This is a genomic window from Candidatus Frankia alpina (genome assembly GCF_902806485.1).
GTDB lineage: Bacteria > Actinomycetota > Actinomycetes > Frankiales > Frankiaceae > Frankia > Frankia alpina.
This window is the reverse complement of the sequence record NZ_CADCWT010000130.1, coordinates 1-13,463: the sequence shown is the minus strand read 5'-3', so window position 1 is coordinate 13,463 and position 13,463 is coordinate 1. Positions and strand designations below refer to the sequence as shown.

Below are 13,463 nucleotides of genomic sequence, written 5' to 3'. Positions count from 1 at the left end.
TCCTTCACCTGACCACGTCTCGGCACCCACCGAACCTACACAATCAGAACCTAAGTTCCCTGTATTGGGTGTGGGCCGGGTGCGGTTCCGGTGGACCCGGCCGCTTTCCGGGGTGTCCCGTGGCTGACGGGTGCCCGGCTGGTCCGTGAGGCCAACGGCTGGCATGTGGTGTTCCGCCTCGAAACCCCCGACGTGCAACCGGAATCGCACGGTGGGCCGCCGGTCGGAGTCGATTGTGGGGTGACCCGAACACTGGCTCTGTCCGATGGAACGTTCCGGGACCTGCCTGTTCTGCTGTCGCCGGGTGAGGCGTCCCGTCTGCTTCGCCTGAAACGGAAGGCGGCCCGGCAGCGCCGGGCCCGGCCGCGGGACGCCCCGGCGTCGAACCGGCTCCGCCGGACCTATGACCAGATCGCCCTGGTGCGCGCGAGAACCAAACGCCGCCGCGACGACTGGGCACACAAGGTGACGACCGGGACCAGTCGGGAGTTCGGGCTGGTCGTCATCGAGGACCTGCGCGTCGGGGCCATGACCCGCTCGACCCGGGGCACCGTCGAGAACCCTTGGCGGAAGGTGCGGCAGAAAGCCGGGTTGAACCGGGGGATTCTGAACGCCGCCTGGGGGCACGTCGGCGCGCATCTCGTCTATAAGACGGCTCGCGTGGGCGGGGTGCTGGTGAGGGTTCCGGCGCCGTACACGTCGCAGCGCTGTCACGTCTGTGAGGTCGTCGACCGAGTGTCCCGTCCCGACCAGGCAACATTCCTGTGCACGTCGTGTGGCTGGTCGGGGAACGCGGATACCAACGCAATTCTGAATATCAGGGCGGCTGGACTGTCGTTCATGGGCGTGGAGATCTCCGGGTTGCCGGGGACTGCGAAACGCCAACCACCCGGAAAGGCGGCATGACCGCCACCGGGAATCCCCCTCGTTCACGAGGGTGAGGAAGTCAATACGGCGTGTTCCTGCGCGATCCCGATGGCCACAACGTCGAGGCCGTCCATCACGGGTTCTAGTGGACGGTGATCCCGCTTCCTTTATCAGCTATTGTTGGAAACCAACTTCTTGATATTGGTCTCGACGAGTTTGACCTTGGCCAGGATCTCCCCGGCTGTCGCGGTCCAGTGCCTGGACCTGCGTCTTCTTGTCGTAGCTGAGCACGACCGCGCCCTCGGGTGGGTAGAGGTAGAGGTCGACGATGTCCATGACCTTCTCCGCGAACTCCGGATCCCGGCTGAGCTTGAAAGTTCCTTGCCGCCAGGGCTGAAGACCGTTTTCCCGCCAGAGCTTGGCGACGAAGTGCCAGGAGACCGAGACTCCGGTGGTGCGGGTGACGTACTTCGCCATCTCCCGGGTCGACCAGTGCGTCAGGCCCGTCTCCACAGGTGGAGTGGAGCGCGTGAGAGCGAGGACACGGCTGCGGATGTTCGCGGGGATCTGCTCTCGCGGTGCGGCGCGCGAACGGTCAAGGAGCCCGGCGCTTCCCTCGGATCCGTACCGCGAGATCCACAGGTTTACGGTCGGCAACGAGACGCCGGCAAGTCTGACTATTTCCTTCTTGGGTAGATGCTCGGCGTGCCATAGAACGATTCGCGCCCGTGTTGCAACGTTCGCAGGAAGGTCGCGATCGTTAATCATGTCTCGGAGTTCCGCGATTTCCTCCACCGAAAGTTCCATGCCCCATTCTAGCCAAACACTGGCAATAAATGAAGCGGAATCACGCTACACTAGGCACGGGGAAGGACACGGCGATGGCCACCACCACCGCCCGCACCGAGGTCCTCGACATCTCCGTCGAGGTGACGGGGCCCGCCGACGGGCCGCCGGTGTTGCTGCTGCACGGCTGGCCGGACGCCGCCCGCGGCTGGCGCGGCGTGCAGGCCGGGCTGAACGGGCAGGGATGGCGCACGATCGTCCCGGACCTGCGGGGCAGCGGGGCGACCAGGTTCCGCCACCCCGGCACGCCGCGCGACGGCCAGGCCGTCGCCCTGGCCCAGGACGCACTCGACCTCGCCGACGCCCTCGGGCTGGAGCGGATCGCCGTGGTCGGCCACGACTGGGGCGCCCGCGTCGCCTACACCCTCGCCGCCCTGGCCCCGCAGCGCCTCACCGCCATCGCCGCGCTTGCCCTGGCCTACCAGCCACGCGGGAACTTCAGCATGCCGGGCTTCGAACAGGCCAGGGCGTTCTGGTACCAGTGGCTGATGTTCGTCGACGCCGGGGCGCGGGCGGTCCGCGCCGACCCCGTCGGCTTCGCCCGCATCCAGTGGGACACCTGGAGCCCACCCGGCTGGTTCGACGACGGCGAGTTCGCCGCCACCGCGCCGGCGTTCACCAATCCGGACTGGGCGGCGATCACCCTGAACGCCTACCGGGCGCGGTTCCGCGCGGACGAGCCCCGGGACCCCCGCTACGACGATCTGCGCCGCCGTCTCGCCGAGGTCGAGCGGATCGCGGTGCCCACCCTGATGATCCAGGGCGGCGACGACCGCTGCGACGAGCCGGCCGCGTCCGCGGGCCAGGCGGCATACTTCACCGGCGGGTACCGCCGGGTCGTCCTCGACGGTGTCGGTCACTTCCCCCACCGCGAGGCCACGGCGGCGGTGGGGGACCTGGTCGGCGACCATCTCCGGGCGGCGGACGGCCGCGCGCGGGCCCGCGGGCCCGGCTAGCTAGCCCTCGTCGGCCGGGGCGAGCAGGCGGGCGGGGAAGCCGCCGCGGCTGATCGGCCCCCACCGCTCGATGCGCAGCCGGAGCAGCACCTTCTCCTGGCGGCGCATGGCCTCGCGGTACTCGTCCCAGTCGGGGTGCTCGCCGCTGATGCAGCGGAAGTACTCCACCAGCTCCTCGACCGCGCCAGGCTGGTCGACGAGGGTGATCGCGCCGTCGACCTGGACCCAGTCGCCGTTGAACGCCTCCGACAGCACGCACATCGACGCCCGCGGGTCGCGGCGCGCGTTGCGGGTCTTCGCCCGCTCCGGGTAGGTCGACACGACGATGTCGCCCGCGGAGTCGACCCCCATCGTCACCGGGGACAGCTGCGGGCCGCCGTCGCGGCGGGTGGTGACGAGGATGCCGCGGTGGCGGGGGCGGACGAAGTCGAGCAGGCCGGCGCGGTCGACGCTGACATCCCTGGCTGCGGTCGGACTCATTCCGGCAGCGTAGTGCGGCCCCCAGCGCCGGACACCGGGCACCGGGCGCTGGAAGTCAGGCGTCGGGCGTCAGGCGCTGGCAGTCAGACCACGGGGGCCAGGTCGGCGCCGCCGCGGGCGGCGTCGAGGTCGGCTGTCTCGCCGGCGGCGGCCGCGCGCGCCCCGAAGCCCCAGATGTAGGCGATGAAGCCGGCCCAGGCCAGCGCGCCGATCCCGATCCGGACCGCCGTCGGCAGTCCCGACGGTGTCACGAACGCCTCGATGAAGCCGGAGACCGCCAGGGCCAGCGCGCTGCCGAGCGTGATCGGCACCGCCGCCCGCCCCTCCGCGGCCAGCGCTTCGACGCGGCGCCGCGGGCCCGGCGCGATGATCGACCAGCCCAGACGCAGCCCCACCGCGCCCGCGAGGAACACGACCGTGAGCTCCAGCAGGCCGTGCGGGAGGATCAGGCTCCAGAACTGACCGCTGCGCCCGCAGCTGGCCATGTACCCGCCGACCACCCCGGTGTTCAGCGCGTTCACCAGCAGCACCAGCAGAGTCGGCAGGCCGAGCAGCGCGCCGGCGGCGACCGCCGTCGCCGCTACCCAGGCGTTGTTCGTCCAGACCTGGCCGGCGAACGAGGAGGCCGGGTTCTCCGTGTAGTAGGACGCGAAGTCGGAGCGGCACAGCTCGGCGACGGCGCTCGGTGTGTGCAGGTTGGCCTGCGCGTCGGCGTCGTGGACGATCCACAGCCCGGCGGCCAGCGCGGCCAGCAGCGACCCGAGCGTCGTGGCGATCACCCACCACCGGCGTTCATAGACGGCGAGCGGGAACGTCACGGCGAAGAAGCGGCCGACGACGTGCCAGCCGGGGTCGGGGGCCCCGGCGACCACCGCGCGGGCGCGGGTCACCAGGTTGGTGAGGTCGTCGACGAGGCTGGTGTCGTAGGAACGGGTACGGATCACCGACAGGTGGGTCGCGGTCCGCTGGTAGAGCTCGACCAGCTCGTAGGCGCTCATCCGGCGCGTCCGGCCGGCCCGGTCGACGAGCCGGCCGAGGCGGATCCACTCCGGACGGTGCACGGCGACGAACGCATCGAGATCCATGACGGTCCCATCCTCGCAGACGGGCGGTGGCGCGGGGACGCCGCGGCGCCACCGCCCGTGACCCTGCCGTCCGTCAGGGCCCGTCGTCGCCGTCGAGGGCCAGGCCGGCGAAGTCCGCGAGGCCGCCCGCGAGCGCGGCGATGGTGGGGTACTTCCAGATGAAGTTGCCGGGCAGGGTGATGCCGAGGGCGGGTTCCAGCCGGGAGCGCAGCTCGAGGGCGAGCAGCGAGTCGAAGCCGAACGACCGCAACGGCGTGTCCGGGTCGAGCGTGCGCTGGTTCAGCCGGAGCACCACCCGCAGATGCTCGCCCAGATACTCCTCGAGCAGCGTCCGTCGGGGCACGCCCGCCGCCGCGGCCCGCAGCCTCGCCCGGATGTCGGCCGGGCCGTCGTCCTCGGCCGCCGCCTGGGTGCCACCATCCTGAATCACGGCCTGGAACACCGGCAGCGAGCGCCCGGACGGCGGTATCCATGCTGTGGGACCGCCGGGCAGCAGCCCGGCGTGCCGGCGGCCATGCGCGAGGATCGTTTCCAGGGCATGCAGACCCTCCCCGGTCGGGATGGTCTGGTAGCCCCTCTCCTTGAAGATCATGCCAGCGCCGATCTCACCCCAGATCCCCCAGTTGATCGAGATCGTCGGCAGTCCCTGCGCGCTGCGCCAGTCGGCGAAGCCGTCGAGCCAGGAGTTCGCCGAGGCGTAGGAGCCCTGGCCGAGGATGCCCAGCAGCGACGAGATCGACGAGTAGAGCACGAACCAGTCCAGCGGAAGGCCCTCGGTCGTCTCGTGCAGCCGGGCGGCGCCGAACACCTTGGGATGCCAGACGCCGTGCAGCTGATCTCTGGTGATGGTGGTCAGCGCCGCATCCTGGAGCACCATCGCCGAGTGCACGACGCCCCGCAGGGTGACGTCGGCGGTGGCGGCGGCGACGAGCCGCTCGGCGACTCCCGGCTCGGCGGCGTCGCCAAGCACCACCCGGATGTCGGTGCCCTGCGCGGCGAGCTCGGTGAGCCGCTCGTCGACCTCCGGGCTCGGCGCCGACCGGCCATTGAGCACGACGCGGCCGGCCCGGTGGGAAGTCAGCCAGGCCGCGGTCGCCAGACCCACCCCACCGAGACCCCCGGTGATGATGTACGACGCGCCGGGCCGCGCCGGGGCCGGGGCGGATAGCCACGGTCTGCCCGTCGTCCGGGACGGTCAGCACGATTTTGCCGATGTGGCGGGCGCCGGCCATGAGCCGGAACGCCTCCGCCGCCGATTCGAGCGGGAAGCTCTGCACCGGCAGCGGGACGAGGTCGCCGGCGGCGAACGCCGCGGAGAGCTCCCGGAGCAGGGCCACCACCCGGTGACGCTGCTCGCGGCACAACTCGATCGCGTTGACGCTGGCCAACGTGATGCTGTTGCGAAACGGCAACAGGCCGAGCGGGCTGTCAGCGAGGATGTCGCGCAGCCCGAGCTCGATGAACCGGCCGAACGGCGCCAGGGACTCCAGCCCCGCGCGGATCGCCGGCCCCGACAGGGAGTTGAGCACGACGTCGACGCCCCGCCCCCTGTTGCCGCGCGGGCCTCGTCGGCGAAGTCGAGTGAGCGGGAGTCCATGACGTGGCGCACGCCGATGCCACGCAGGTAGGCCCGCTTCTCCGGGGTGCCGGCGGTGGCGAGGACCTCGGCGCCGAGCAGCCGGGCGACGGCGATCGCGGCGAGCCCGGTCCCGCCGGTGCCCGAGTGGATGAGGACCGACTCGCCCGCGCGCAGGTCGGCGACCTCACGCAGGGCGTACCACGCCGTTGTGAAGGCGATCGGGATGCCGGCGGCGGTCGCGTCCACCCCGGCGGGGATCGGCATGGTCAGGTCGGCGTCGGTGGTCAGGAAGGCGCCGAACGCCCCGCCGCCGAGCAGGTCCACCGCGATGACCTCGTCCCCGGTGCGCCGGGTGGTGACTCCCGGGCCGACGGCCGTGACGACGCCGGCGCACTCGAACCCGATCGGCGTCGGCGGCAGCACCCCGAGGGCGAGCAGCACGTCGCGGAAGTTCACCCCGGCGGCGCGCACCCGCACCTCCACCTGCCCGGCGCCCGGGGGACGCCGTTCGGCGACGGCGAGCCGCAGGTCGTCGAGGCCGCCGGTCTCGCCGAAGCGCAGCGCGAAGCCATCGCGGCCGTAGTGCACCAGCTGGTGACCGGCGTCGTGCCGCTCGGCGGCCGTCATCGGCGACGGCACCACGCGGGCGACGGGCCCGGCGGAGCCGGGCGGCGCGAGCGCGTCGTCGGCGAGCAGCTCGTCGGCGAGATCGTCGGCGTCGGCGGCGAACGACGGGCCACGCCCGGTGCCGGCGGTGACGCCACCGGGGGCTGCGATGGCACCGACCCCCGCGGGCAGGACCCCGGCCGGGTCGGCGTCGAGGTGGACCATGCGGAACTCCGGGTGCTCGTGGGCGACGACCCGCAGCAGGCCACGCACCCCGCCCCGGTGGGGGTCGGGGACGGCCGCCGACGTCAGCGCCCGCGCGCCGCGGGTGACGGTGAACAGCCGGGGCGCGGCACCCGACAGCCCGGCAAGGGTCTGCACCACCGCCAGCAGCACCCGGGTCGCCCGTTCGGCAGTCGCCGGGGACAACGCCAGCGGATCGGCCGGGGTCGCGCCGTCGAGAACGACCACGACGCGCTCCGGCCGACCCGTGGTACTCCACCCCTGCCCGGTGCTGCGCACCCACAGCTGCGGGTCGGCGTCGATGCCGGGCAGCAGCCCGAACTCGGCGCCCGCACCGGCGGCTGCCAGCGCGGCCGCGAGATCGCGGCCGGAGCCGGTGGGGTCGCCGAGCACGAGCCAGCGGCCCGGCCGGCCGGCCCCGGCGGCCGGCGGACGCGGGGCGGGCTGCCAGGTCAGCCCGTACAGCCAGCCGTCGATGCGCGCGGCGAGTTCCGCCGGGGCCGAGCCCGTGGCGGCGGAGTCGACCGTGCGGTGGTGGATATAGCGCATCCCGTCGAGGTAGGCGACGAGCGTCCCGGTGGCGTCGAGCAGGCGGACGTGCCCGGCAGGGTTGCCGGCGTCATCGCCGTGCGGGTACTCCATCCAGCCGTGGACGTAGCGCACGGTCGAGGCATCGCCGAGCACCCGGATCTTGTCGATGCCGGCGGGCAGGACCAGCCCCTGCTCGGTCGCGGACGGCATGCTGACGACGAGCGCCTGGGCGCAGGCGTCGAGGAGCACGGGGTGGATCGGCAGGTCCTGCGCGGCGGCCGCGGCGTTCGGCGGGACGGCCACGGCTGCCCAGATCCCGCGCCCGTCAACCGCCGCGTGCAGATCGGTGATGGCAGCGAAGGCGGGCCCGTGCTCGATCCCGCGCTCGTGCAGGCTGCGGTAGACCTCGTCGGGCCCGACGCGGCGGGGGTGGGCCTCGACGAGGGCGAGCAGCGCCCCGCCGCCGTCCGGTGCGGCCCGGGGGCCCGCCGCAGCACGCCGGACATGCGGCGGCTCCAGCCGTCCTCGGCCTCGTCGCCGCAGGCGAAGATCTCGATCAGGGCCCGGTCCGGGTCCTGAGGTGTCGCGGTCATCAGCGCGTCGGTGTGATCGTCGAGGTCGAGCAGCTCCTCGAACGCGGTCTCGGTCAGCACGACCTCGCCCGGCCTGGCGCCGGGGAACACCTCACCCGCGGCACTGAGCGCGAACGCGCAGTACGCGGCGCCCGGCAGCACCACCCGGCCATGCACCCGGTGGTCGGCGAGCCAGGGGACGGCCGCGGTACCGACGTCGGAGCGCCACAGGTGCCGCAGGACGCCGCCCGGCACCTCGGTGTGCGGGCCCGGCAGCGGTGGGACGTCCGCGGCGGACGAACCCGTGCCGCGCCCCGCCGGGGCGGCCCGGTGACCGGGGACGGCCGAAGTACGCGGGCCGGGCAGAGGGGCGTCGATCCAGTGGCGGCGACGGTCGAGCACAAGCGGCGGGACGTCGACGAGCGTCCCGCCGGGATAGAGCACCGCCCAGTCGACGAGAACGCCGGCGCAGTGGGCTGCCGCGAGCGAGATCCGGAACTGCGCCCGGCCATCGCCGTCGCGGCGCAGCGTCGGCAGCACCACCGGGGTGCGGCTGCCACCGGCCAGGCTGTCGGCGATCGAGCGGGTCACCACCGGGTTCGGGGAGATCTCGACGAAGACGCGGTGCCCGTCGGCGGCGGCAGCGGCGAGGGCGTCGGTGAACCGGACGGTGCGGCGCAGGTTGGCGCTCCAGTAGGCGGCGTCGAACGCGGGCGGCGTGCGAGGGGAGTCCCCGAGCGTGCTGTAGAAGCCGATCTCAGGCCGGCGTGGGCTGAGGCCGGCGAGCTGCGTGGCAAGCTCGTCGAGCAACGGGTCGACCTGCGGCGAGTGGGAGGCGACGTCGACGGCGACCGGGTGGGCCGGGATACCGCGGGCGGTCCAGTGCGCGAGGAGTTCACCGATCCGGTCGGCGGCTCCGGCGACGACCGTCGATCCCGGCGCGGCCAGCACGGCCACCGAGACCTCCCGGTCCGCGCCGCTCGCGGCGAGATCGGCCTCGACCGTCTGCCGATCAAGTTCGACGGTCGCCATTGCCCCGGTTCCGGCGATGCGGGTGAGCAGCCGCGACCGCCGGCAGATCACCCGGGCACCGTCGGCGACGCTCAGCGCGCCCGCGACGACGGCCGCCGCGACCTCCCCCATGGAGTGCCCGATCACCGCGGCCGGCCGCACGCCGTGCGCCCGCCACAGCGCCGCGAGCCCCAGCTGCATGGCGAACAGCACCGGCTGGATGCGGTCGCAGCCCACCAGCTCCTCACCGGCGCGCAGCGCGGCAAGGACCGAGAACCCCGTCTCCGCCCGGATCAGCGGGTCGACCTCGGCGATCGTCGCGGCGAACGCCGGCTCCACGACCAGCAGGTCGCGACCTATTCCGGGCCACTGCGACCCCTGCCCCGAGAACACCCAGACCGTGTCCCGCGGCGCGCTCGCGATGGCGGTACCCGTCACCACGTTCGGCGCGGGACGCCCGGCGGCGAACGCGCGCAGGCCCGCGACCAGCTCCTCCCGGGAGGACGCGACCACCCCGAGCCGGCCGCGTCCCGTGGAGCGCCGGCGGGCCAGCGTGTAGGCGACATCGCGCACCGCGCCGATGGCCGGGTCGGCGCCGGCGGCGGGATCTGCGCGGGTGGCCGGGTCGGCGCCGGCGGCCAACCAGTCGGCCAGGCGGGTGGCGGCAGCCGGCAGCACTTCGGCCGAGCCGGCCGGAACGAGGACGACGTCCGGGCCGCCCGGCCCCGACACGATGCCGGTCGCCTGCTCGTCGGCGGCGGCCTGCGGCGCCTGCGCGACGACAGCGTGGGCGTTGAGCCGAAGGAGGACACCGCCGCGACCCGGGCCGGGGCCCGCACGGGCCAGTCGACCAGCGCGGTGGGGACGAAGAACCGGGACGGCACGTCCGCGATCGCTGGGTTCCACTCGTGGAAGTGCAGGTTCGCCGGGATCTGCGCGTGCTGCAGGCAGAGCACGGTCTTGAGCAGGCTGGTGACGCCGGAGGCGGGTTCGAGGTGGCCCAGGTTCGTCTTCACCGATCCCAGGGCGCAACGCTGGGTACCCGCGCCGTAGGCCCGCGACAGGGCCTTGAACTCGATCGGGTCGCCGACCGGCGTCCCGGTGCCGTGCGCCTCGACCAGGCCGACGTCCGCGGGGTCGACGCCGGCTCGGCTCAGCGCGGCCTGGGCCACGGCGTACTGCGCCGGCTCGGACGGGACGCTCAGCCCGTCGGTGCGGCCGTCCTGGTTCACCGCCGTGCCGCGGATCACCGCGAGCACCCGGTCACCGTCGCGCCGGGCGTCGGCCAGGCGTTTGAGCACGACCAGGCCGGCGCCCTCGCCGCGGCCGAAGCCGTCGGCGGCGGCGTCGAAGGCGTGGCAGCGGCTCGTCGGCGACAGCATGTTCATCCGGACCATCGACTTCGACGCCCGGGGCGAGAGCATCATCGCCACGCCCCCGGCGATCGCGACATCGCACTCGCCGCCCGCCAGGCTGCGGCAGGCCAGGTGCACGCCGACGAGTGAGGAGGAGCAGGCCGTGTCCACCGTCATGCACGGCCCGTTCAGACCCAGCAGGTAGGCGATGCGGCCGCTGGCCACGCACGGCCCGTTGACGAGCAGCGAGCCCTCCAGCTCCTCGGGAAGCCCGACGAACCGCTCGGCGTAGTCGGAGCTGTTCAGCCCGATGAACACGCCGGTCGGGGTGTCGGCGAGCCGCTGCGCCGGCAGGCCCGCGTGGTCGAACGCCTCCCAGGCCACCTCCAGCAGCAGCCTGTGCTGCGGGTCGAGCACGTCGGCCTCCCGCCGGGAGACGCCGAAGAAGTCCGCGTCGAAGCCGGCGATGTCCGCCAGATAGCCGGCCTGACGCGGCACCGACCAGCCGCGCGCCGCCAGGGTCGGGTCGAGGTACTCCTCAGCCACCCAACGCCCCGGCGGCGGCTCGCCGATAGTGTCGCGCCGGTCGACCAGCAGCTGCCACAGCGAAGCCGGGGAATCCACTCCTCCCGGCAGCCGGCAGCCCATCCCGATCACCGCGATGCCGCCGTCCTCGGTGGCACCGGCCGCGAACGCCGACTGCTCACCGGGCCGGGTGGCCGCATGTTCACTCATGACGTGTGCGGTTCCTTTCTCGACGGCGCCCCGCGCGGACGGACCGCGCGGGGCGGAAGGCCGGGAGGGCGGCGTCAGGCCGCGTCGGGAGAGCCCAGAAGGATCACGGCCTTGAGGCCGCCGATCTGGTAGGTAAAGCTGAGGGCGTAGTCAAAGTCGAGCGGGCGCGGGCTTGTACCCGGGATCGGGTCGAAGCTGAGATCCGCGGCCGGACGCTCGCAGCTGGCGGTGGGGCATGCCTCACCCCGGGCCATCATCAGCGTCGTCAGGGCCGCGCCCAGCGCGCCGGACTGCGCACCGCTGTGGCCGAAGCACGCTTCCTGGGAGCTGAGCAGCACCGCCGGCACTCTCGGCCCGTACAGCTCCCGCACGGCGTTGACCTCGACGTGCGTCACGTTGGGATCGCCGTCGCTACCCCCGTTGATGTAGGGGATCTCATCGATGCTCCACCGCTCGCCCAGGCAGCGGCGGACACCGGCCACCAGGGCAGCTCCGGTGATGTCCACCGCCAGCGGGCTGAACAGGCCGTCGCGGGTCGTGGCCTGCGCGAGCAGCCGCCCATGGGGGCGGGCACCGCGGCGCTCGGCATGGGCCCGGCTTTCCAGCACCACCGTCACCGATCCCTCGCCGAACCCGACGCTGCCGGCCCGTTCGTCGTACGGGTGCATCAGATGATCGGTGGAGGAGAGCTGGTCCTGGACGAGACCGGGCGCGCCGGCCGGGCCGCCCCGCTCGGCGGCGAGGAAGATTCCCTGCGCCTGGCGGGCGAGGTCCGCGTCACCGGAGTCGACCCCGGTGACGACCGCCACCGCCACCTCACCGGCCTGGATCATGCGCAACGCGTTCCCGAGCTGGATCGTCGAGGATGAGCAGCCGCAGGTGACCGAGAAGCTCGGCTCGCGAGTGCCGGCGACGGACGCCTGCAGCAGTGCGACGTTGTAAGGGGTGGTGCCGAGCTGGGTCGGGATGTACATCCCGACGGCGACGTCCGGGCCGAGTTCCTCGGGACGCGCATCGATCAGGTCGCGGTAGACACGCACGTTGTCATCGACGCTGCCGCGGCCGGTGAGGATGGCGGCCTCGGCGAGGTCGCCGGCGTGGTAGTCCAGCCCGCCGTCCGCGCACGCCTCCGCGAACGAGATCAGCCCGAGCCGATGGGTCCGGGTGAGCTGCCGGCGGTAAAGCCCGGGGATGTCGGGCAGCCGTTCGTCGAACATCTCCGCCGTGAGCGCGACGGAACCGTAGTAGATGTCGCCCCGGGTCAGGCAGGAGGCCCCTTTCGACGCCACCGCCCAGACGTCGTCCGCGGTGAAGCACGGGCGGTCGAGGCCGGGCAGGCAGAATCCCATCCCGGTCAGCAGAACGTCCCGTTCTCCGGGCACGTCGACAGTGCGGTCACTGGCCATCGCGGTCACTCCATAACGGCTGACGGCCGGCGTCGGCGGCGTGACCCCGCCTGGCACGACGGCATTCCCGGGCGGGACCCGGCCGATCTGGCCGATCTGGCCGCCACAGCTACCTTCGCGCGGGACTCGGGCGCTGTCGCCGTTTAGGTCATAGTGGTCGGCCCGACCCGGCAGACGCCGCGGGTATGGCCGGGCGTCAGGGCATGCGCCACAGATACAGGTGGCGGGGCCGGCCGGTGTGGCCGTAGTTCATGCTCCGGGTCACCAGGCGCTGCTCGGCGAGCCATTCGAGGTATCGGCGCGCCGTCACCCGGGACAGCCCGAGACCGCCGGCGACCTCGTAGGCGGACAACGGCCGCACCGCCCCGCGTAGGTGGTCGACCACGGCGTCGAGGGTGGCGGCGGACAGCCTCTTGGGCAGCGTCATGCCGGAGCCGTCGGGCTGCAGCCGGGACAGGACGGGGTCGACATCACGCTGGCCGACGGGACCGGCCGGGCCGGCGGTGATCTGCCGGCGAAAGGCGGAGTAACGCTCCAGGCAGTGCTGGAACACGGTGGCGGTGAACGGTTTCACCACGTACTGCAGGACGCCGTACGACATCGCCGCCTGGACCATCGCCGGATCCCGCACACGGGAGACGGCGATGATGTCGAGGGTCGAGCCGCGGGCGCGCAGAGCCCGGCACACGTCCAGCCCGCTCATGTCCGACAGGAAGAAGTCCAGCAGAATCAGATCGAGCCGACCGCGCGGGGCGGGCGAGAGCGCCTGCCTGTCGCTGCGGGCCACCCCGCTGACGACGAACCCGGGGACGCTCTCGACATAGCCGCGCAGCGCGGCGGCGAAGGCCGCGTCGTCCTCCACGATCAACGTGTTGATCGGCTGGTCGGGCATGCTGTCACGCTCCGGACGGTGAGGGCGCGGCACCGATACCGCGGGCAGGCTGCACCGCTGTCCCGCGCGGACAGCGTAACCGTCTTCTTGCTGACAGCAAAAAAATTCGCACACGAAAGTTTTGCCGAACGCGTGCGGCCCGGCGAAATGCGGCCACGATCGACCGCAAATCCGGTACGACTCGAGCAGCGTTATCGGCGCCCGGTAAACCCCGCGCGCCCGGTTGGGCGACGATCCGGCCTCCATCCGTCGACCCAATACCGGGAACTTAGGTTCTGATTGTGTAGGTTCGGTGGGTG

The 13,463-nt window shown here is 72.8% G+C and carries 8 protein-coding genes and 4 pseudogenes; 2 read left to right on the top strand and 10 right to left on the bottom strand.

Annotated elements, in window-relative coordinates:
• Nucleotides 1–90: 90 nt before the first annotated feature.
• Nucleotides 91–906 carry an RNA-guided endonuclease InsQ/TnpB family protein gene (locus G6R25_RS14630; protein ID WP_268904151.1) on the top strand — a complete coding sequence of 272 codons (816 nt, stop codon included), beginning with the start codon at nucleotides 91–93 and terminating at the stop codon, nucleotides 904–906.
• A 135-nt stretch (nucleotides 907–1,041) separates the two neighbouring features.
• On the opposite strand, the gene G6R25_RS14620 is transcribed toward G6R25_RS14630, so the two are convergent.
• Nucleotides 1,042–1,674, bottom strand: coding sequence for an IS630 family transposase (locus G6R25_RS14620; RefSeq protein WP_163553403.1), 633 nt, complete (start codon nucleotides 1,672–1,674; stop codon nucleotides 1,042–1,044).
• A gap of 74 nt (nucleotides 1,675–1,748) precedes the next feature.
• Here G6R25_RS14620 and G6R25_RS14615 point away from each other — a divergent pair, with 74 nt between their 5' ends.
• On the top strand, nucleotides 1,749–2,669 hold the full coding sequence (locus tag G6R25_RS14615) for an alpha/beta fold hydrolase (protein ID WP_163553402.1): 921 nt from the start codon (nucleotides 1,749–1,751) through the stop codon (nucleotides 2,667–2,669).
• Here the strand turns inward: G6R25_RS14615 and G6R25_RS14610 are convergent, their stop codons facing one another.
• From G6R25_RS14610 to G6R25_RS14590, 9 genes and pseudogenes are all read right to left on the bottom strand, one after another.
• Nucleotides 2,670–3,149 carry a PPOX class F420-dependent oxidoreductase gene (locus tag G6R25_RS14610; protein WP_163553401.1) on the bottom strand — a complete coding sequence of 160 codons (480 nt, stop codon included), beginning with the start codon at nucleotides 3,147–3,149 and terminating at the stop codon, nucleotides 2,670–2,672. It lies immediately after the preceding gene.
• Nucleotides 3,150–3,232: 83 nt separating this feature from the next.
• On the bottom strand, nucleotides 3,233–4,234 hold the full coding sequence (locus G6R25_RS14605; protein ID WP_163553400.1) for a stage II sporulation protein M: 1,002 nt from the start codon (nucleotides 4,232–4,234) through the stop codon (nucleotides 3,233–3,235).
• A gap of 73 nt (nucleotides 4,235–4,307) precedes the next feature.
• The gene (locus tag G6R25_RS27200) at nucleotides 4,308–5,339 is read right to left on the bottom strand and encodes a KR domain-containing protein (RefSeq protein ID WP_235948489.1); all 1,032 of its coding nucleotides are present in this window, start codon (nucleotides 5,337–5,339) and stop codon (nucleotides 4,308–4,310) included.
• 151 nt (nucleotides 5,340–5,490) lie between these two features.
• Nucleotides 5,491–5,763: pseudogene (locus G6R25_RS27195) on the bottom strand (hypothetical protein); the annotation flags it as partial.
• A gap of 53 nt (nucleotides 5,764–5,816) precedes the next feature.
• Nucleotides 5,817–7,586, bottom strand: a pseudogene (locus tag G6R25_RS28935) (polyketide synthase dehydratase domain-containing protein); the annotation flags it as partial.
• A 212-nt stretch (nucleotides 7,587–7,798) separates the two neighbouring features.
• A pseudogene (locus tag G6R25_RS28930) lies at nucleotides 7,799–9,454 on the bottom strand (acyltransferase domain-containing protein); the annotation flags it as partial.
• Nucleotides 9,455–9,744: 290 nt separating this feature from the next.
• Nucleotides 9,745–10,779, bottom strand: a pseudogene (locus G6R25_RS31580) (beta-ketoacyl [acyl carrier protein] synthase domain-containing protein); the annotation flags it as partial.
• A gap of 161 nt (nucleotides 10,780–10,940) precedes the next feature.
• Complete coding sequence (locus G6R25_RS14595; RefSeq protein WP_163553399.1) at nucleotides 10,941–12,272, bottom strand: beta-ketoacyl synthase N-terminal-like domain-containing protein; 1,332 nt, start codon at nucleotides 12,270–12,272, stop codon at nucleotides 10,941–10,943.
• 196 nt (nucleotides 12,273–12,468) lie between these two features.
• On the bottom strand, nucleotides 12,469–13,164 hold the full coding sequence (locus G6R25_RS14590; protein ID WP_163553398.1) for a response regulator: 696 nt from the start codon (nucleotides 13,162–13,164) through the stop codon (nucleotides 12,469–12,471).
• Nucleotides 13,165–13,463 lie beyond the last annotated feature (299 nt).

What these genes read in the sequence shown, in the direction of transcription:
- G6R25_RS14610 (WP_163553401.1), bottom strand. Translation starts at nt 3,149, where the DNA reads ATGAGTCCGACCGCAGCCAGGGATGTCAGCGTCGACCGCGCCGGCCTG.
- G6R25_RS14620 (WP_163553403.1), bottom strand. Translation starts at nt 1,674, where the DNA reads ATGGAACTTTCGGTGGAGGAAATCGCGGAACTCCGAGACATGATTAAC.
- G6R25_RS14595 (WP_163553399.1), bottom strand. Translation starts at nt 12,272, where the DNA reads ATGGCCAGTGACCGCACTGTCGACGTGCCCGGAGAACGGGACGTTCTG.
- G6R25_RS14615 (WP_163553402.1), top strand. Translation starts at nt 1,749, where the DNA reads ATGGCCACCACCACCGCCCGCACCGAGGTCCTCGACATCTCCGTCGAG.
- G6R25_RS14605 (WP_163553400.1), bottom strand. Translation starts at nt 4,234, where the DNA reads ATGGATCTCGATGCGTTCGTCGCCGTGCACCGTCCGGAGTGGATCCGC.
- G6R25_RS14590 (WP_163553398.1), bottom strand. Translation starts at nt 13,164, where the DNA reads ATGCCCGACCAGCCGATCAACACGTTGATCGTGGAGGACGACGCGGCC.